The 18,302-nt window shown below is 68.4% G+C and carries 14 protein-coding genes and 6 pseudogenes; 7 read left to right on the forward strand and 13 right to left on the reverse strand.

Annotated elements, in window-relative coordinates:
• Positions 1–41 precede the first annotated feature (41 nt).
• Together ACFVW8_RS28795 and ACFVW8_RS28800 are read right to left on the reverse strand one after the other, a co-directional pair.
• Positions 42–554: a GNAT family N-acetyltransferase gene (locus tag ACFVW8_RS28795; RefSeq protein ID WP_389695017.1), complete on the reverse strand. Its 513-nt coding sequence runs from the start codon at positions 552–554 to the stop codon at positions 42–44.
• Positions 555–644: 90 nt separating this feature from the next.
• Positions 645–980: pseudogene (locus ACFVW8_RS28800) on the reverse strand (tetratricopeptide repeat protein); the annotation flags it as partial.
• A 143-nt stretch (positions 981–1,123) separates the two neighbouring features.
• Here ACFVW8_RS28800 and ACFVW8_RS28805 point away from each other — a divergent pair.
• Positions 1,124–2,089 (forward strand): pirin family protein, encoded by a 966-nt coding sequence (locus tag ACFVW8_RS28805; RefSeq protein WP_389695019.1) that lies wholly within the window; start codon positions 1,124–1,126, stop codon positions 2,087–2,089.
• A gap of 645 nt (positions 2,090–2,734) precedes the next feature.
• Here the strand turns inward: ACFVW8_RS28805 and ACFVW8_RS28810 are convergent.
• The gene (locus tag ACFVW8_RS28810; RefSeq protein ID WP_389695021.1) at positions 2,735–2,911 is read right to left on the reverse strand and encodes a hypothetical protein; all 177 of its coding nucleotides are present in this window, start codon (positions 2,909–2,911) and stop codon (positions 2,735–2,737) included.
• Between the two features lie 603 nt (positions 2,912–3,514).
• Between ACFVW8_RS28810 and ACFVW8_RS28815 the strand changes: the two genes are divergently transcribed.
• Positions 3,515–3,754 carry a hypothetical protein gene (locus ACFVW8_RS28815; RefSeq protein WP_389695057.1) on the forward strand — a complete coding sequence of 80 codons (240 nt, stop codon included), beginning with the start codon at positions 3,515–3,517 and terminating at the stop codon, positions 3,752–3,754.
• Between the two features lie 171 nt (positions 3,755–3,925).
• Here the strand turns inward: ACFVW8_RS28815 and ACFVW8_RS28820 are convergent.
• Together ACFVW8_RS28820 and ACFVW8_RS28825 are read right to left on the reverse strand one after the other, a co-directional pair.
• Positions 3,926–4,099, reverse strand: a pseudogene (locus ACFVW8_RS28820) (transposase); the annotation flags it as partial.
• Positions 4,100–4,531: 432 nt separating this feature from the next.
• Positions 4,532–4,732: pseudogene (locus tag ACFVW8_RS28825) on the reverse strand (type I pantothenate kinase); the annotation flags it as partial.
• Between the two features lie 219 nt (positions 4,733–4,951).
• On the opposite strand from ACFVW8_RS28825, the gene ACFVW8_RS28830 reads away from it, so the two are divergent.
• From ACFVW8_RS28830 to map, 3 genes and pseudogenes are all read left to right on the forward strand, one after another.
• Positions 4,952–7,006, forward strand: a complete 2,055-nt coding sequence (locus ACFVW8_RS28830) for a hypothetical protein (protein ID WP_389695023.1) — start codon at positions 4,952–4,954, stop codon at positions 7,004–7,006.
• A gap of 118 nt (positions 7,007–7,124) precedes the next feature.
• Positions 7,125–7,196: pseudogene (locus ACFVW8_RS28835) on the forward strand (VOC family protein); the annotation flags it as partial.
• Positions 7,197–7,423: 227 nt separating this feature from the next.
• On the forward strand, positions 7,424–8,194 hold the full coding sequence (map, locus tag ACFVW8_RS28840; protein ID WP_389695025.1) for a type I methionyl aminopeptidase: 771 nt from the start codon (positions 7,424–7,426) through the stop codon (positions 8,192–8,194).
• Positions 8,195–8,426: 232 nt separating this feature from the next.
• Here the strand turns inward: map and ACFVW8_RS28845 are convergent.
• The 3 genes and pseudogenes from ACFVW8_RS28845 to ACFVW8_RS28855 all read right to left on the reverse strand — a co-directional run.
• Positions 8,427–9,612: pseudogene (locus ACFVW8_RS28845) on the reverse strand (dihydrofolate reductase family protein).
• Positions 9,613–9,640: 28 nt separating this feature from the next.
• Positions 9,641–10,708 carry a DNA-binding protein gene (locus tag ACFVW8_RS28850; RefSeq protein WP_389695059.1) on the reverse strand — a complete coding sequence of 356 codons (1,068 nt, stop codon included), beginning with the start codon at positions 10,706–10,708 and terminating at the stop codon, positions 9,641–9,643.
• Positions 10,709–10,837: 129 nt separating this feature from the next.
• Positions 10,838–11,200 (reverse strand): annotated as a pseudogene (locus ACFVW8_RS28855) (helix-turn-helix domain-containing protein); the annotation flags it as partial.
• A 154-nt stretch (positions 11,201–11,354) separates the two neighbouring features.
• On the opposite strand from ACFVW8_RS28855, the gene ACFVW8_RS28860 reads away from it, so the two are divergent.
• Positions 11,355–11,966, forward strand: coding sequence for a hypothetical protein (locus tag ACFVW8_RS28860; RefSeq protein ID WP_389695027.1), 612 nt, complete (start codon positions 11,355–11,357; stop codon positions 11,964–11,966).
• 170 nt (positions 11,967–12,136) lie between these two features.
• Here the strand turns inward: ACFVW8_RS28860 and ACFVW8_RS28865 are convergent, their stop codons facing one another.
• On the reverse strand, positions 12,137–12,277 hold the full coding sequence (locus ACFVW8_RS28865) for a hypothetical protein (RefSeq protein WP_389695029.1): 141 nt from the start codon (positions 12,275–12,277) through the stop codon (positions 12,137–12,139).
• A gap of 69 nt (positions 12,278–12,346) precedes the next feature.
• On the opposite strand from ACFVW8_RS28865, the gene ACFVW8_RS28870 reads away from it, so the two are divergent.
• Complete coding sequence (locus ACFVW8_RS28870) at positions 12,347–12,952, forward strand: class I SAM-dependent methyltransferase (protein ID WP_389695031.1); 606 nt, start codon at positions 12,347–12,349, stop codon at positions 12,950–12,952.
• Positions 12,953–13,108: 156 nt separating this feature from the next.
• On the opposite strand, the gene ACFVW8_RS28875 is transcribed toward ACFVW8_RS28870, so the two are convergent.
• The 4 genes from ACFVW8_RS28875 to ACFVW8_RS28890 form a co-directional block, all read right to left on the reverse strand.
• On the reverse strand, positions 13,109–13,966 hold the full coding sequence (locus ACFVW8_RS28875) for a fumarylacetoacetate hydrolase family protein (protein WP_389695033.1): 858 nt from the start codon (positions 13,964–13,966) through the stop codon (positions 13,109–13,111).
• Between the two features lie 116 nt (positions 13,967–14,082).
• A complete protein-coding gene (locus ACFVW8_RS28880; RefSeq protein WP_389695035.1) occupies positions 14,083–15,225 on the reverse strand; it encodes a DUF3500 domain-containing protein in 1,143 nt (380 codons plus the stop codon).
• A 239-nt stretch (positions 15,226–15,464) separates the two neighbouring features.
• Positions 15,465–17,099 (reverse strand): bifunctional 3-(3-hydroxy-phenyl)propionate/3-hydroxycinnamic acid hydroxylase, encoded by a 1,635-nt coding sequence (locus ACFVW8_RS28885; RefSeq protein ID WP_389695037.1) that lies wholly within the window; start codon positions 17,097–17,099, stop codon positions 15,465–15,467.
• Complete coding sequence (locus tag ACFVW8_RS28890) at positions 17,096–18,298, reverse strand: zinc-binding alcohol dehydrogenase family protein (RefSeq protein ID WP_389695039.1); 1,203 nt, start codon at positions 18,296–18,298, stop codon at positions 17,096–17,098. Before ACFVW8_RS28890 ends, ACFVW8_RS28885 begins: the two co-directional genes overlap by 4 nt.
• Positions 18,299–18,302: the final 4 nt, after the last annotated feature.

Raw genomic sequence — 18,302 nt, forward strand, 5'->3', positions numbered from 1 at the left:
GGGTTCTGCCGTCTGTCCCGGTCCTAGGTCGCGGCCCCGACCTACTCCGGCCCGGCAGACCTGTCCCAGTCCAGCCGGTAGTGCTTGAGGAGCGCGTCCTCCTTCGCGAGACGCATGCCGGCGGCGACCATCACGCGCTGGGACGCGATGTTGTCGAGGTCAGTGTCCCCGTGTACGCAGACGATGCCCCGGTCACGGGTGAACCGCAGCAGCGCGCGGAGCGCCTCGGAGGCGTACCCCTTGCCCCGGACGGACGGTACGAGCCCGTACCCGATCGTGACGTGCCCGTCCTCGTCGGGCGCCGCGTGGAAACCGAGCCCGCCGATCACCGGCTGCCCGCCCTCGCGAAGCCGTATCTCGTAGGAGCCGAACGGGCTCGGATCCCCGGTGTCCGCGCAGGTGCCGAGGAAGCGGGTGGCCGCCGCCCGCTCGCCCGGGGAGGGATAGCCGGCTGCCCAGCGGACACCGTCCGGGGGGCGTCCGGCCACCACGTGTTCGGCGTCGGAGGCGGTCATCGGACGGAGGAGCAGGCGGGGAGTGGCGAGGTCGCTCATGGCTCAGTGGACTATCACGCGATACGGGTGGCCCGCACTCGGATATCGGCGCGCCGGACCGCCTCTGCCGCGCCGTTCACCGGTCCTCGGGAAGTCGCCGGACAGCGCGGCCGCGACCCGCAGGTGGGTGGCGGCCTCCGGCCGGCGCCCCTGCCGCTCCAGCGTGCGGCCGAGCATCAGCCGCGCGTAGGACTCGACGGGGTCGAGCTCCAGCACCGCCCGCAGCTCCGTCTCGGCCCGGACGAGCCGCGCCGAGTGGTAGTAGGACCTGGCCAGCAGCAGCCGCGGAGCCACCTGCTCCGGCACCTCCGCCACGAGCCCGCCCAGGATCCGGGACGCGACCATGTACTCCTTGGACTCGAAGAAGAACTGTGCCCGCTCCCACCGCTCGGCGGCGGTACCGAACTCGTAGTAGGTGTCGCTCACTTGTCCTCCTCGGTCAAGGCTCGCAGCCGGGCCGGTCCCGTACGCGTTCCCTCGCCACAACACCAAGATATGGTTGAACATTCCACTAACTATTCGGCGTGGGTGCCGCCCGGCCGGAGCCGCACGGGAATAGGTTGGACGCCATGAGCAATCTCGATCGCCAGGCCGCACTCTCCGTCTGCGGAGGGCGCGGCTTCGTCGTGGCCGAACCGGTACGTGAACTCCTCACTCCGCGCCGGGTGAAGCTCGGGGAGTCCACCGAAGTGCGCAGGCTGCTGCCCAACCTGGGCCGCCGCATGGTCGGCGCATGGGCCTTCGTCGATCACTACGGCCCCGACGACATCACCGACGAGCCGGGGATGCAGGTGCCGCCCCACCCCCACATGGGCCTGCAGACGGTCAGCTGGCTGCACGAGGGCGAGGTCCTGCACCGCGACAGCCTGGGCAGCCTGGCGACGATCCGCCCGCGCGAACTCGGCCTGATGACTTCCGGCCGGGCGATCAGTCACTCCGAGGAGAGCCCCAGATCACACTCCGCGCTGCTGCACGGCGCCCAGCTCTGGGTCGCGCTCCCGGACGCCCACCGCGATGTCGAGCCGCACTTCCAGCACCACTCCGACCTGCCCGAGGTCACCGCCCCCGGGCTCACCGCCACGGTCATCCTCGGTGACCTCGACGGCGCGGCGTCGCCCGGCACCGCGTATACCCCGATCGTCGGCGCCGACCTGTCCCTGAGCCGCGGCGCCGAGGCCCGGCTCCCGCTCGAACCGGACTTCGAGTACGCAGTGCTGTCGATGTCCGGTGAGGCCGAGGTCGATGGCGTACCTGTCCTGCCGGGCTCGATGCTCTATCTCGGCTGCGGCCGCACGGAACTCCCGCTGCGCGCCGAGTCGGACGCCGGCCTGATGCTTGTGGGGGGTGAGCCGTTCGAGGAGGAGATCGTCATGTGGTGGAACTTCGTGGGGCGGTCCCAGGCCGACATCACGCAGGCCCGTGAGGACTGGATGAACGGCGATCGGTTCGGCGCCGTGCGTGGCTATGACGGTGCGCCGCTCCCGGCTCCGGCGCTGCCCGGTGTGCCCCTGAAGCCGCGTGGACGTGTGCGCTGAGCTGCGGGTTCTTGCGGGGTGTTGGGTTTCGAGGCGTGCCCGATCATGCCTGCGTCGTTGCTGTGGGTGGGAGAGGTCTGGAAGCGGCTGAGAGTGCCTCAGAGGATGGCCCTTCGACGGACGCGTTCCCATCTGTGCCCGCGTCTGACCTTGTGTGCCAGGACGGATGCTGACTTTTCTGATTGGGTGTCAGGTCGATTCGGCTGCTGGTTGAGGCGATCGGGGATCCGGGGCGCCCGCGGGTGAGCGGTTCGGTCGACGATTGGCGGCGTTGTGGTCCGGATCGTCGTCCAGGCCGAGGAAGCAGGTCCGCCAGGACACCGAGGCCAGCAGCGCGCAGGTGGGCCGGCAGGCGGTCGCGGCGGGCGGCGGTGATGTCGTGGGTGCGGCCGGGCCGACTGATCTTCAAGCCCGTCCAGCTTCGTATGCCGCGCGGCGATCCGCTGCAGCACCGGGGGCTCCATCATGGGCCGGAGTGCGGAGCGGCACCTGCGGCGACGGACAGGAATCCGCAATCCCACCCCTGCACAACGGCCTACACCCAGACTGCCGCCCGCGACCAGCGCGAACACCCCGGCCTGGCGTCACACCAGTACCCTGAACAGCTGCTTCAAGATGGCGCAGTTTCATTCCCCCCAGGCCACCTCATGCGTCAGGGTCCGTCGTATCGTCGACGTTCCGGGCAGCGTTCTGGTACATCCGCTGGACCTTGCGCCAAGCGATGATGATTTCTGGCAGCTGGTCGAGCAGTCCCCGGGCGACGAATAGGAAGATGCTCAGCACGCCGGAGGCGGCCAGCAGCCAGAGAATGATGGAGTCCACCCGTTCGAGTCCCTCGTGATCCAGGGTCGAACATGGGTGACGTCCACTCAGTTCGACCACCGACTTGTGTGGTCAGAACTGAGGTCTACGCCGACAGTAAAGCTCAGGTGCTGCTATCCCATGGGTAATGCGAGCACGCCCTGAGGCAGCTGCAGTGAGCGGTGAGGTAGCAGGTGGCCGGGTCGTTGTTCACGGCTCGAACAGCTGCCCCTCGATGTGTCGGCTCGTGGGGAGTTGATCCTGCGCTGCTCCTGAAACTACCTCCTGATCAGGATATTGCAGCTAGAAAGGCCATACGTGGGACATGCCACCTGGCGATGAGGTACAGGGGTCCACCGCTGCCGAGCGCCGACCAGGCGAGCCTGCAACGGCAAAGGAAAAGCCGTTCTGCCCAGTGAACTCCGTGCCAGCGTTCGCTCGTACAGGTCAGGGCCTGTACGCCGTCATGGAACCGGCGAGCGTGAGCAGGTTCCGGCCGTGAGGTGTTAGAAGCCGTATCTCAACCGAACGTGATCGTTTGATTCTCGCTGATCAGGCATGGTTTCGGTCGGAGCGAGGGAGTGTTTCGACGTTCTGTGCCGCTTGATCGGTGAGGGGTGTGCGGTGGCGTCGATTCTGGGATTGCTGGAGACACGGGAAACGGCTGCTCGCGAGCGAGTCGAGGATCTGCGGGAGGCGGCGGCCCGGGCGGCTGCGGTGCTGGAGACGGCCGAGATCGAGCTGGACCGGCGGGTGATCGCGCGGGAGGAGCTCGTCGAGGCCCTGGCCGTGTCCGCTGCCGAGGCCACCGTCGTGACCGAGGCGGAGACGGAATCGCTGCCCGCTTCCGTTTCCTCCCGTTGATCTGCTTGCCGCCGTCGTAGCCGCGGCCTTCACCGACTGCGCGTCGATGATCCCCGCTGTCGGCTCTGCCTCGCGTCCCTCACGCTCCCGCACCTTCCCGCGCAGCCGGTCGTGGAACTCTTTGACCAGCCCGTTCCCGCGCCAGCGGCGGAAGAAGGCATAGACCCGCGGCCAGCAGGGGAAATCTGTGGGCATCGACCGCCAGGAAATCCCGCCCGCGACCAGGTAGCGGATCGCGTCCAGCATCTGACGGTGGCAGTAGCCCTCGGGCTGCCCGCCCCGGCCCTCCAGCCAGGCCGGCGTGGGCAGCAACGGGCGGACGGCCGCCCACTCCGCGTCCGTCATGTCCGACGGATACCGGCGCTGACGGTCGGGATGATCGACCGCATTGCCGTACACGTGCGCGAGGCAATCGCACGACACGACGGGCGAGTTGAAGTCGACAGGTGCAACCGCGTACACATGTGACAACAGGGCCTCCTGGAACCGCTACCAAGAGGCCCTGCCTTCATGCGCGTACAGCCGGAAGATCACCCCATCAGGAACTCTGTTCGACCCGCACGCTCCATGACCGGTTGAGATACGGCTTCTCAACTCAACTCGGCTCAGCTCGGCTCAACTCGGCTCAGTAAATACTGCGTCGGCCGGTGACGTGACGATGTCCGCCGCATCCAGATCCAGCAGTCGTCGAGCTGACCGCTGTCACCGCCGCGCCCGAGGACGCCGCCAGCTCGGTGACGTAGTGGCCGACGCCCCCGCTCGCCCCGGTGATCAGCATGAGAGCGGCAGATAGACGTCCCGCACCTCGTCGAGGTCGATGACGTCCCCGAGCCCGTGCAGCCGCTCCGCCTCGTCGGCGGTCAGTGGCAGCGGCGTCTTGTCGCGCAGGGCGCTCCACTCCGCTCGGGAGAGGTCGACGTACGGCGTCGGGACGTGCTCGGCGCGTCGGTTCGGGCTCCGTGTCGGCGAAGTGATCACGGGTTCATTGTTGCGGGAGTTCGAATGGAGTGGGGGTGGTCGGTCACGTGGGGGACGGAGAGAGGGTGGCCGGGTGCGGTTCGGCCGATTGCTGCGGCTGAGGCCGTCGTCGGGCGTGGCGCACCGCCTCGCCCGAATCCATTCGTAATGTCCATATTTATGCTACGAAATCAATCTGTGTCGGGTTGTCGGCGCCGCATGGCGCCGTTGACCGGAGCCATGGCGCTGACAGCAGTGATCATGGCGGCCGCGCTGGTGCCCGGTGCGATGCCGGCCACGGGCAGCAGTGTCGCGGCCGTGTCGCCCACACTGGTGGACGAATCGTTCACCGGGGCGACGGCAGACGGCGACTTCACAGCGGTGGGGCCGGCCTGCCTGACTGGGGCCGCGCCCGAGCAGCCGCCCACCGGGAACACGGCGCATCCGCTGGGCGGTTGCTCCGATACGGCGGTGGGCCCCGTGCCGCCCCGCAACGCGGCGCCCTACGGCTACCTCCAGCTGACGGACGCGGGCAACGACAGGTCCTCGGCAGTGATCCACAACAAGGCGCTGCCCACCAACGAAGGGCTGGAAGTCTCCTTCGACCAATGGCAGTACGGGGGGACGCCGGTCGCGAACCCGGCGGACGGCGTCTCGTTCTTCCTGGTGGACGGGGCATCCGATCTCTCCGCGCCCGGGGCGTTCGGCGGGAGCCTCGGCTACGCGCAGAAGCTGCCGAACGACGACCCGAGCATGGATTTCGTGCCGGGCGTCGACCATGGATATCTGGGCGTCGGCCTGGACGTTCTGGGGAACTACTTCGGTGACTGGGAGCACCGTGGCAACGGCTGCACGCGGCGTTCCCCCGCCGGCACGGGATTCCGGGTACCGGGACCGGGGAGCAACATGGTCACGGTGCGGGGGCCGGGCGACGGCATCGAGGGCTACTGCTTCCTGGCCGCCACCACGAACAACCTGACGACGTCGGGCCCCTGGCCCTCCACGCTGCCCGGCAAGCTGCAGGGGCCGACCACCGCGGCGGACCTCCCCGCGGGGACGACGCCCGAGCAGGCGCAGCAGATCCTGGAGGCGTCCCGCCGTACCGTGACGGTGCGCGTGACCCCGGCTCCCGACCCGGTGCTGACGGTGCTGGTCGACTTCCATGACGGGAACGGCACCCAGCAGGTCCTGGAGACGGCCGCGCCGCAGCCGGTCCCCGCCACGTACAAGTTCGGCTTCGGCGCCTCGACGGGCGGTTTCACCGACGTACACCTCCTCCGTACGCTCTCCGCCCACTCGCTGAACCCCCTGCCGGACCTCAACCTCGTGAAGCAGGTCAGCCTCGCCGAACCGCTGCCCGAGGTGATCGTGCCGGGGACGAGGGTGCCGTACGAGTTCGTGGTGACGAACTCGGGGGAAACCGATCTCACCGACGTCACCGTCGACGACCCCACCGTCGGACCGGTGACCTGTCCCTCCACCAACTTGGCCCTCGGTGCGTCGATGACCTGCATGGCGTCCTACACCGTCACCGGACGCGATGCCGGCCGCGGCTACATCTCCAACACCGCGGAAGCATCCGGCAGGAGCGGTGACGAGACGATCGCCTCCCCGCCGTCGAGCGTGAATCTGCCCCTGGGTGGCGAGGTCGGTCTGGCCCTCGACAAACAGGTGGACGACTCGCAGCCGTACGAACTCGGGGACGAGGTGGAGTACGGCTACGTGGTCAGCAATGTCACCGACAGCCCGGTCGAGGATCTTTTGATCCATGACGACCGCCTCGACGATGTCACCTGTGAGTCCACCACGCTGGCCGAGCAGGGGGCGCCGGGTGACAGCACCACCTGCACGGGCACCTATGTGGTGGACGAGGACGACGTGGAGCGGGGGAGTGTGGAGAACCACGCGGTCGCGACGGGCAACGGCGGCGCCGTGAAGTCTCCGCCCGACGAGGCGACCATTCAGGTCACCACGCCGACCCCCACGCCGACCCCTACCCACACTCACGGTCCCAGGCCTACCGACAGCCCTACCCACACTCACGGTCCCAGGCCTACCGACAGCCCTACCCACACCCACAGCCCCACTCCCAGGCCGACGCGCACAGCTACGTGGCCCGCACCGACGTCCACCAACCACGGCCACCCCGGCGGCAAGATGCCGGACACCGGGGCGCCGATGCTGCTCCCGCTCGGCATCGCCGCAGCGATCGCGGCTGCGTGTGGTGCGCTGATCCTGGTGCAGCGTCGGCTGAAGGCTGCGGCGCACGGGTCGCAGAAGCGACGCTCGCACTGAGCCCGACCGCTTGACGGAGAAGACCTGCCCGGCGCCCACGGCGCCGGGCAGGCCTGCGTCCGTGGGGCCGCCCGGTCCTGTTGATCTTCGCGCTCTCCACGGGGACGTCACCCTTCCCGAGCGCGACTACGGGATCGACTGCGGCTTCCGCGACCCGTTCGGCAACCGCCTCCGCTTCACTCAGCTGAAGGCTGTCCAGCGGTACTGTCCGGGGGCGTTGACCGAGAGCCACGCCAGGCTGTCTCGCTTGTCGATCGATCTTGCCGGCCTCTCCTCCCGGCGCCTCCAATGCTGCTGCGGGACGGGGACCTATAAGGTCAACCGCTCACGTGCAGGGTGACCAGAGGTGAGGGATCCAATTCTCATACCGGTATAGTATGGCCGGTATAGTTATTGGTTTCGTGAGAAGGTCGCCGCATGATCGAGATCCTGAATCCCACCCTCCTGGCCCGAGCGAAAGACTCCGGCGCACTGGTCGCTGACATCCTGCAGACGCTGAAGAGCCGCAGCGCGATCGGCACGAACCTTCTGGACATCGACCGGTGGGCCCAGGCCATGATCGTCGAGGCCGGAGCACAGTCCTGCTACGTCGACTACGCGCCGTCCTTCGGGCGCGGCCCGTTCGGTCACTACATCTGCACGTCCGTCAACGACGCCGTGCTCCACGGACTGCCGTACGACTACGCGCTTGCCGACGGCGATCTGCTGACACTCGACCTCGCCGTCTCCCGGCGCGGGATCGCCGCAGACGCTGCCATCAGCTTCGTCGTGGGCAATGCAAAGCCCCCGGAGAGCGTCGCGATGATCAACGCAACCGAACGCGCGCTGGCCGCAGGGATCGCCGTCGCCGGGCCCGGGGCCCGCATCGGCGACATCTCCCATGCCATCGGCACGGTCCTCGGTGAGGCGGGGTACCCGATCAACACCCAGTTCGGAGGCCATGGCATCGGATCGACGATGCACCAGGACCCGCACGTGGCGAATACCGGACGCCGCGGTCGTGGATACACCCTGCGCCCTGGGCTGCTGCTGGCACTGGAGCCGTGGGTCATGACGGACACTGCTGAACTCGTCACCGATGCCGACGGGTGGACGCTCCGAAGTGCGACAGGCTGCCGGACAGCACACAGTGAGCACACGATCGCCATCACCGACGAGGGAGCCGAAATCCTCACCTTGTCGAAGTAGGCGCAGCCGTGAGGCCGGAGCCCCCGTGTTCCTCTTCTCCAGGCGCTGCATAGCGGATCGGCCTCAGTCTCGGCCAAGTTGATGAACGGGCTCCTACTACGGCGAGAGCGCACCGGGCACCCATCCCAACCGACAACCCTGCAACCCAAGGTGTCACGGCACGCTGACGAACGGGGCCGCAGGGCCCATCTGTAGAAAGTGGGGCGCTGGCCCCACATGGCGCTACCCGATGTCAGTTCAGGTGCTGGTTGGGTGCCTGCGCTGCGGTTTCGTACTCAGGTAGCGTCACGACCGTGACGCCCGCGCCTTCGAGGATCTCGGTACCTTCGGCTCCGGCGACGAAGGTGTCGGGCTCGCTCCAGGCGGTAACGACTCGGCGTAGACCAGTGTCCAGGATGAGCTGGGCGCAGGGACGTGGGCGGGATGCTCGCTTGGCGCAGGGCTCCAGGGAGCTGTAGATCGTGGCAGTGGCGAGTTGGGCGTCCTTGGCGGAGATCTTGGCGAGGGCACCTTCCTCGGCGTGGTCGTGGGGATGGTTCTCGCGGGAGTAGCCGCGGGCGAGTTCGGTCCCGTCGGCCGCGACGATGACCGCCCCGACGCTGAAGGCGGTCTCGGAGGGCGGGCAGAGGGCGGCCAACTCGCAGGCGAGGCCGAGCCAGTGCCGGTCTGCGGCATTGGGCTTGCGACCGGCGCCGGGGGCGCCAGCTGAAGGGGTGGTACTCATCGGGGCTCCGTCGAGGTGTCCTTGGGGGCGTACTTCAGGAGTACCACGTCGCCGATCTGGCGGGTCTCCAGAAGTCGGAGGCGGGCGGCGGGGCCGCCGGGGTAGCTCGCTGGGCCGAGCATTCGTACCGCATCCGTCTGGCCGACGAGGAGCGGGGCGATGACGAGCTGGAGTTCGTCGGCGAGCGCTGCTTCGAGGAGTTGTGTGTGGATGGTGCCGCCGCCTTCGACCACGAGCCGCTTGACGGCGAATGTGTCACCGAGGATGTCGAGCGCGGCCGGCCACACGGGCTCGGCAGGGACGTTCTGAACGGTGGCCAGGTCGCCGAGGTTCGCGCGCGCCTTCGTGGTGGCCGCGTCGCCGACGGCCAGGACGAGTTTGTCCCCGCCGTAGTGCCAGAACTTCCAGCCGGGGTCGAGGTCTCCCGTTCCTGTGATGGTGACCTTCAGCGGGTACTCCGGCTGACCGGCGGCGACCCGGGACGCTCTGCGTTCTGCTGAGTTGACGAGGAGGCGGGGGTTGTCAGCGCGGAGTGTTCCGGCGCCGACGAGAATGGCGTCGACCTGGCTCGCACGGAGTCGACCCGCTCAAAGTCCTCCTTGTTGGAGAGCATGAGCCGGTCCTCACCCTGGCGGGTGTCGAGGTGGCCGTCGATCGATACAGCTGCGGACAGCAGGACGTACGGGCGAGACACGCTATCTCCAGAGGTGTGCACGGATGGGTCAGGCGGGATGCAGGACGATGCGGTCGAGCGAGGCTCGGAACTCGGCGACGCCGTCCTCGCCGGCTGCGGGGGCCGGCGCTTGGTCGAGCCGGTCAAGCTGAACGAAGATACGCGCGGATCCGGTCTCGGCGGCGATCCCGACGGCCTGCCCACCGATTCGGGCAGCCAGGGTCACGTTGCCTGTGCCCGCGTGGGCGCGGGCGGCACGAGCGAGGTAGACGCCGCGGTCCCGGCGGTATGAGGGTGGAAGCACTGCGATGGCGCTGTCAAAGCCGGCTGCGGCCTGCTCGTAGTCGCCGAGTGCAGCGAGGGAGCGTGCACGGGCAGTACTGATGTACGCCGTATCGAGCCAGGAACCCCAGACGCCTTCCGCGCCGGCCCGGCCGAGAAGGGTGAGTGCGGTGTCGTAAGCCCGGTGGGCTTCAACACCTTCACCGAGTACGGCATGCGCATGAGCCTTGTGCAGAACGGCGATGACTTCGAGACGGCTTCCGGGCCGGGACGTGCGCCGGGCAGCGGCGGCGAGGCCGAGGGCGTCGGCAGGATGGCCGGTGTCGACAGCGAGCTGTGCCTTACGGCCGAGGATGTACGCGGTGAGATCGGTGTCGCCAATGATGTGGGACGCGTCGAGTGCTTTCGCGGTGTGACCGTGGGCGGTGCGTTCGTCGCCGATGTCCTGGGCGAACCAGCCCGCCAGCTCTTCGTATCGGGTCTCCAGGGCGAGGAGCTCGATGGCGTCGGTGCCACGGGCGGCTCGGCGTCTTGTGGCGAGGGAGACGAGGTGCTGTTGCAGCGCGGGCTGCATGTGCCGGGGACCGATGAGGTTGTCGGTCTGGATCATCACCCGGCGGAGCTGCGCGAAGTGTTCGAAGGGAGACCCCATGTCGGCGAGTTCAGTGGCGGCCGCCGGCGTCGCGGCCGGGATGGCTGCCGCAGCCAGGCCGGCGAGCCCGGAGGCGAGAACAACACGGCGAGGCACGGGCACGAAGAGAATCCTTCCGTGGATTCGGGCGGGGACGACGACCGTGTCGTCTCCCAGCGAGCCTGCCTCCCCCAACGTGCTCACGGCCAGGGCCTCCAGGCCGCTGGCCCCATGACTCCGTGTATTGGCCCCATGAGTTGCTGTCTCGGCTCTGGACACAGGGACAGAGCCGTCCTGCGGAGCCTCGTGCTCCGCACTGTCCCAGCGACGAACCAATGCGCCAGCGGTATCGAGGACGTCGTCGAGGACGATGGCTGCGTGCCTCGGGACAGGACGCTCAGCACGTTCGAAGCGTCCGAGATGTGCGCGGTCGATCAGCGCCTTCCGAGCGACAGCCTGCTGCGACAGCCGACGGGCCTCGCGGAACTGGCGTAGCTCGTAACCCCAGTGATGCCATGGGCCGGCCTCCGGAGTCAGTTCGTTCGGCTGCTGCCCCACGCTTCCTCCTCCGCCGTGAATCTTCGTTCGCCCTGTGACTGACGTCAGAGGAACCGGCTGGTATTCGATGGGGCCTGAGGAGCCAGCGCGCGGGGCTCCATCCAGCGCCTCCCCACCGAGGTCTCGGACCGCTTTCATCGTTGGTACGAGCTGATCACACGGTATCCGAACGGCCCCTGCCTCGGCCCTGATTCACGTCAGTGCCGACGTAGCGACCTGCCGGTTCGAACGCTTCACTGCGACCGTCGGGTGACTCCTGCAAGGGCTGAGCCCGATCTGGGGGAAGGCGACCATGAAGAGAACGAGAAGCCTGGACAGCGTAATCACTACCCCCGGGCACCGATTCAGCCTGATGCGGGCGGCCAGCGACTGGACGGACACCGACAACGCTCGGGCGCAGAGGCGGCACCGCGGACCCTCCACGCTGGAACGCCCGTCGCGTAGCGGGCAACTTCGTCGGCTCCGTCAGCAGTTCCGTCGCGAGGCCACCGAAAGGCATGAGCGACGCGCCGACGATCGGCAACTCCGTGTGCTGGCATACAGCTTGGTTCTGGGGCGGGGAGCGAGCCCGGACGAGGACTGGAACACCCTCCAGGCCGAGGCTGAGCAGCGTGGATACGCGATAGGGGCACGGCTCCATGACGTGGCGGTTCCTGTGGCCACGACGTACTTCCCAGGCTCGCGAAGCAGCCGGGGCGTCTACACGCCGCCTTGGAAGCGCCCTGGCTGGGGCGAGGCAGAGCGACTGATCCGAGGTGGCTTCGCGGACGGCGTGATCGTCCTCGACCGGCACAACATCAGCTCCGACGACGACGAATACCAACACGTCATCAAGGAGTTGGGCGAGCGGTACCAGGCGTTCGTACACCTCGTGATCCCCGAGGAGCCCACGGCGCCGGCTTGAAGGCGTCCGATGCGCTGGATGGACTCCAAGGGATGGGGCTGGAGACAGATCAGTGTCCAGGTCTTCCTCATCGCCACCGTGTTCGCCGTGCTTGCCATCACCTACCACTACGTCTGATCAGGGGGACCAGCATGACGTTCGAGGGACACACCGACAGGGCGCTGCGAGTCCTACCGCGCCGCGAGCAGGGCGAGGCCCTGCTCGCCTTCCGGGCCGCTGCCCCGGAACCGCCCAGCGAGGCCGGGCTGGACCACGTCGCCGTCTCCGCCGGCGAGATTCGGGGTGGCGGCTTCGACCTCCTTCGCTTCCACCGCCTCTCCTGCCTGTCTACCCCCGGGAGCTCGGCGTCGCCCAGCTCCCGGAGACCCTCAGGACGCGGCATGACGACGGCAGTGGACCACCTCAGCTCCACCCAGTGGGATACCTGGTACCGCGAGGGCCGTGCCGTAGACCGCCTCATGACCGCCTCCGAGGCCGACCGATTCATCCAGCACATCACCCCGTCCGCCGGGTCGTCCGTGCTCGACGTCGGTTGCGGCATCGGCCGCTTCAGCAGGCAGCTCGTTCACTGGGGGTACGACGTGCTGGGCCTGGACTTCTCGCCGGCGGCGATCCAGACCGCTCGAAGGCAAGGCACCGAAGGCCGGCTGCGTTACGGCGTCCACGATGTCGACGCGGACGCGATCCCGCCCCAGCTGCAGCCCGCCTCGTTGGATCTCATCGTCTGCCGCAACGTCCTGCCGTTCATCGATTACCAGCGCTTCATGGTCGACACACGACGTTGGCTGCGGCCCGGCGGGCAGTTGTACGTCCTCGTCCGCGTCTGGCCCGAGCGCGGAGCCCAGCCGGACGAGAGGCCATGGCAACGCGGCTTCACCGAGGAACAGGTCCAGGCCCTTCAAAACGGGTGGGCCGAGCAGGAACGCTGCTGGCTCGGCAGGCACACCGCCCTGTTCCTGTCCGGCGAGCGCAGCCGGACTCTGTGACACCGCACGGTCGCCCACCAGCCTGCCACCTCACTCCCTTCCTTCGAGGAGATCCTGCCGTGACGAACAGCCCGATTCCTCCACCTTCGGCCGGCACTGCGCCGACGAAGCGAACCTCTCCCCGCACACCGCCACGTGCCCTTCTCCTCGACCTCGTTAGTTCTCCGACCGGCAGTGGTTGCCGACCACGACGTTGCGCAGTATGCCCAGGCCTTCGACCTCGACCTCCACCGTGTCCCCTGGCTGCAGCAATTGCGGAGGCCTGCGGGCGTAGCCCACGCCTGACGGTGTGCCGGTGGCGAGGAGATCGCCGGGGCGCAGGGACAACGTGTGAGAGATCAGCGACAGCGTTTCCCCGACCCCGTAGATCATCTGATCGGTGCTGGCATCCTGGACGGTCTCCCCGTTGACGCGTGTCCGCAACCGCAAGCCGTCCTTCAGGTCGCCGACCTCTGCGGCCGGAACCAGCGGGCCGATGGGTCCGGACCGGTCGCCGTTCTTCCCCAAGGACCACTGGGAGGTCAGCTTCTGAGCCTTGCGAGCGGTCAGATCGTTGAATGTGGAGTAGCCGATGACCGCTTGGACGGCTTCTTCGGGGGAGGCATCGACGAGGGGTGTACCGACCCAGGCGGCAACCTCGCCCTCCCAGTCGAGTCCCTCCTCGTTGGAGGGCACCGGGACCTCGGCCCCATCCACCGTCAGGGACTGGGTCCATCGCGCGAAGAGGGTGGGATAGGGAGGGAGCTCCTGGTCCCGGAAGCTGCCCTCCGCGGCGTGGTCCGAATAGTTGAGTCCGATACAGAAGACGCGTGCGTCAGGCAGTACAGGGGGGACCAGTTCGACAGCGCTGAGAGCGAGTGTCGGCCCGCTGGGCGCTTGTGCCAGATGCCCCGTCGGGTCGGCCCAGAAATCTGCCAGTGAGGCGATGACGGTGACTTGCTTCTGGTCCTCGACCAGCGCTGCGACCTCCACCCCGCAGCTGTCGTGGAGTCGTTTGACGCCTATGATTTTCATCTGTATCCCTTTCTGCTCCCCAGGTATGTGGATTCGACCTGGGAACCGTCTGTTGCCAACCACCCCGCTGACGGCCCCCGGTCGATTCGCCGACCGGTAGCTGCTCAGTTGCGGTCTCACCGGTCGACGGTGTCCCCGGGCGAGCCCGTGTGGTCGTGTGCAAGGTGGTGCTGCATGAGTAGGTCCTTGCCGAAATCGTTGGAGGGGTCGCGCCAGACGCTGTGCACGTGATTGGCGTTGTCCTCGGCGTTGTCGAACTCAATCAGGGTGATGGGCCCCTGAATGCGGAAGTAGTGGGGCTGGTCGATGGACGTGCCGCCGGCCCAGGCGAAGCGCAACTCCTCGATGCCGCCGGCGGCTGCGATGCGGTCCATCTCGAAGCCGACCAGGCCGGGGCGGGCGCGCTCGACGAACAGGGCGAGCAGGTCGTCGAAGTGCGTGCGCTGGGCTGTCGAGAGGTCGCCGACGCGGACACCGCGAGGATGAGCGCGGAAATATGCGAGCGCCTTCCGGTCGACATCGGTGATCATCGCGTCGCGACGGCCGACCCCGTGGTAAGCGGGATACTCGATATCACCGATGGTCTCCACGGTGCGGGTGACGAAGTCCGCCGGTGGCTTGGAGTGGATGACCGCTTCTTCCCGCTGCGAGCCGGTGAGGCCGTCCAGCAGGACGAAACCGGCGTCCTCCTCCTCTCCGAGGATTCGGAACGGGCCGAAGCGGGCGGGCTCGGCGCCGATCAGGAACGGAGTGGCGTTGATCAGGTCGCCGTCGACGACCGTAAGGCTGATCGACAGGTGGTGTCCGACGAGGCGCCATCCCCAGGTGGTGTCCGGTTGCGGCTGACCGAAGAAGGTGAGGAAGTAGCCGCGGGCATCACGAAGTGTCGCGGCGACGTGACCGAACACGGGGAGATTGAGCTCGCGGAGCACATGCTCGTTCGTCATCACCTGGACCACGCGTGCGTACGCCGGAATCGACATCGACTCGGCGATGAGCCGGTGCGCCAGTACCTCCTGTTGGCGGTCGAGTTCCCCGAGAGCAAGGCCGTGGCGGCCGGACTCGGGCAGGAAGTTCCAGTGTGTCCGGCCAGGATCCGTGAAGGGCAGCAGCACCTTCGTGCGTTGTTCGGCGGTCAGGCCGTCGAACAGCCCCATCGCCGCGAAGGTGACCGCGGTCGCGTCGAACGAACCGCCCGGTCGCGGCAGATGCGCCTCGGGAAGCTCACCGTTGTGGTGTGAATGTCGCGTCCCCGCCATGTCGTCAGGCCCTTCTTCGTCGGTTTGATCAGGATCTGTTGCGCTGCCGTCGGACCGTCGACGCCGAGCCGGCGGCTCCGGAGCGCTCTACGGCATGCGGGTGACCGCTGCTGCCCTGCCCCGCCGCCTCCGCGGAATCGCGCTGCCGCTGCGGCCGCTGTGCGATGTGATGCTTACCAGGAGCGCCGTCCGCCGTCTCAGATTTCTGTGGCCGGTGACCAGCTCGCTGGTTCCCACCCTCATGTGGCGGGGGAGCGACGCCGGTGGGGCCGCCCCACAGCGGGCTGAAGCGTCCGGCGTAGGTGGGACACAAAAGCAGGGATCTCCCCGTGCTCGCCGGCCGCGAACACGTAGAAGTCCGGACGCGCGAGGAGCGCGTCACACGCATGCTCGTCGAACCACCGCGCGTAGACGCCGTCAAGATCCTCGACGGAACCCCGCATCGACAGGTCGGCGACCACGCCACCGATCTGCCGGAACCAGGTCATGTCCGTCCCGCCCAGGCACTCGGCAGGATTCGCTGCCCGACTGATCAGCTGCCAGCCCTGTCCGACCACATCGTCGAAGAGCCCCTCTCTTCCCCCGGACCTGACCCGCCCCTGTGGCGCCAGCCGGCCCTCCGAACCGGTGCGAGCCATCGTCAACGACGGTTCACCCAGCCGAGGGTGCGGAGGCTGGCGGGTGTCGGCGAGCGGGTCGCGAAACCGCCTCCTCATCTCGGCATCGCGGGCTGCTGCCTTGATGGGGTCGAGCTCGCAGATGACACGTCCGGCGGCCACCGCCGCGTCGATGATCTCCCGGACGTGGCCACTGCGTTCCGGACCGTACGTGTCGAGCACGGAGGGAGTCGCCAGGCCCTGGTGCGTCATCGCCAGACGCCAGCTGAGGGCCCGTGCATCGCGCAGGCCCGCGCAGAGCCCCTGACCGAGAAACGGGGGCATGAGATGGGCCGCATCACCCGCGAGGAAGACATTTCGGCTGCGCCAGGTACGCGCCCAACGCCCGCGGAACGTGTAGACGGCGTGGCGCTCCAACTGGGCTGTCTCCGGGGTCACACCCCAGGGCTCCATGAGCCGCCAGGCTGTGTCGGCTCGATCGAGTGCGTCGACGGTCATGTCCGCGCGGCGCATGAACTCGAATCGGCGCCGTCCCGGTCCGCTGTTGACCGCGGTGGCCGGCTGCGCCGGGTCGCAGTACTGGGTGACGAAGGCGCTCCAGCTCTCCTCCACCTTCGGCCGGTAGTCCACCACCAGCCAGTCAGCCTGAAATCCCGAATCTTCGACCTCTATGCCGAGCTGCGACCGCACGGCGCTGTTCGCACCATCGGCGCCGATGAGCCACCGCGCCCGGAGGAGCTCGACCTCGCCCGGCTGCTCCGTGCGGGACACCCGGACCGATACCCCCTCGTGCCCGTGTTCGTGCGCCAGTGCCAGGAAGGTCCAGCCGCGGTGAACGGTCACCCCCGGCGTAGCGGTGGCCAGGCTCTCCAGTGCCGATTCGAGGTCGGGCTGGTAGAAGCCGTTGGTGTTGGCCCAGCCCGACTCGGCGGGCCTGTTCCAGTCGATCGCCTGCAGGAGCTCGCCCTCGCCGTTGCGGAACTCGTACCCGCCGCGCTCACCCTGGGAGGGTTCGAAGAGGTCTGCGTGGTCGCGCATGAGCCCGGCGGCCTGGAGGATCCTGAGCGCTTCATGATCGATGGTGCAGGCTCGTGGCAGCGGGTACCGCTGCGGCCAGCGCTCCACCACCGACACCCGCAGGCCGGCCTGGCCGAGCAGGACGGCGGTCAGCAGGCCGACAGGTCCGCCACCGATGATGACGCAGTCCACGGCTCTCCTGAGGTGCGCGGTCGGATGGGATGTCGATGAGGTCGTCACGCTTCCGGCTCCTCCGCCGTGTGGCTGTCGGTGTCAGGTCCGGTCAGCGTGCCGGTCCGCACCGCAACAGGCGGTTCGAGAGGAAGGTTCACGTTCGAGCGCTCCGGTGGTGTCAGGGTGGTGCCGGCCTCGGTGGGGTGTACTCCTGCGGGCAGGACGACGCACTTGGCGTGCGGCGATGCCGCCTGATCCCGCCATGCCGCGGGAAGTTCATCGAGTGCGAAGGCGCGTACGTCGACCTGCAATTCATCGCGGGCCAGAGCGGACCAAAGCCAGGTGAGCGCTGCCCGCTTGTCCCGCAGAGGGGTGTGCAGCCCGGCGAAGCCGGACAGGGTGAGCTGCTTCCCGCGCAGCAGCCCCGCCGGCACCCGCGCGGTCGCGCCGGCCGGATTGCCGATGTTGACCACGCGCGCCCGCGGCGCGCACGCAAGCAGCGCCGCCTCCAGGGGAGGCCCGTACACGCCGTCGAGAACGACGTCCACCGGCCCGGCCGCCGCCGACAAACGGGCCGCCAAGCCCTCGGAATCTTCGCCGGGGCGCAGCTCCACGACGGCATCAGCGCCCAGGGCCCGCAGCGACGCCGGCGCTGCCGGGTCACGGGCCACGCCGACCACTCGGCCGGCCCCACTGCGGTGCGCCACCTGTACCGCGAGCCGCCCGACCACACCGGTGGCTCCGAGGATCAGCACGGTCTCCCCCGGACGGAGGCCGGCCGTTTCGAGCAGCGGTATGAACGCCGCGGTCCCCGAGTTCCCGACGGCCGCCGCCAGTACGGGATCGAGCCCGTCGGGGAGCGGCATTACGTCCTCGTCGGATACGTGCACCTTGGAGGCGAAGCTTCCGGGAGTGGCCGGGGACGCGTGGCACTCGGCATAGACCCAGGTGCCGGGCGCGAAGCGGTCGGACTCGAGCACGACCCCCGTGCACTCGCTCCCCGGGACATACGGCTCCTCGTGGCGTGCCGAGTGGAACGTGCCCGAGGCGATGAGGAGGTCGAGCGGGTTCAACGGCGCCGCGACCACGGCCACCGAGGTCTCGCCCACCCCGCGAGGTCCGCAGGCGACCGAACCCATGCGCGGTTCGGCACCCGGAGTCTCGACGATGGCCGCACGGACCGTTTCGCGTGCTGTTGCCGACCGGTGGAGCAGGGGGGCAGGTCCTTCACCGCCGCGCTCGGGAGCATCATCGTGTGTACGCATTTTC

Source organism: Streptomyces sp. NPDC058221, from assembly GCF_042882365.1.
In the GTDB taxonomy this organism is placed as follows: Bacteria; Actinomycetota; Actinomycetes; order Streptomycetales; family Streptomycetaceae; genus Streptomyces.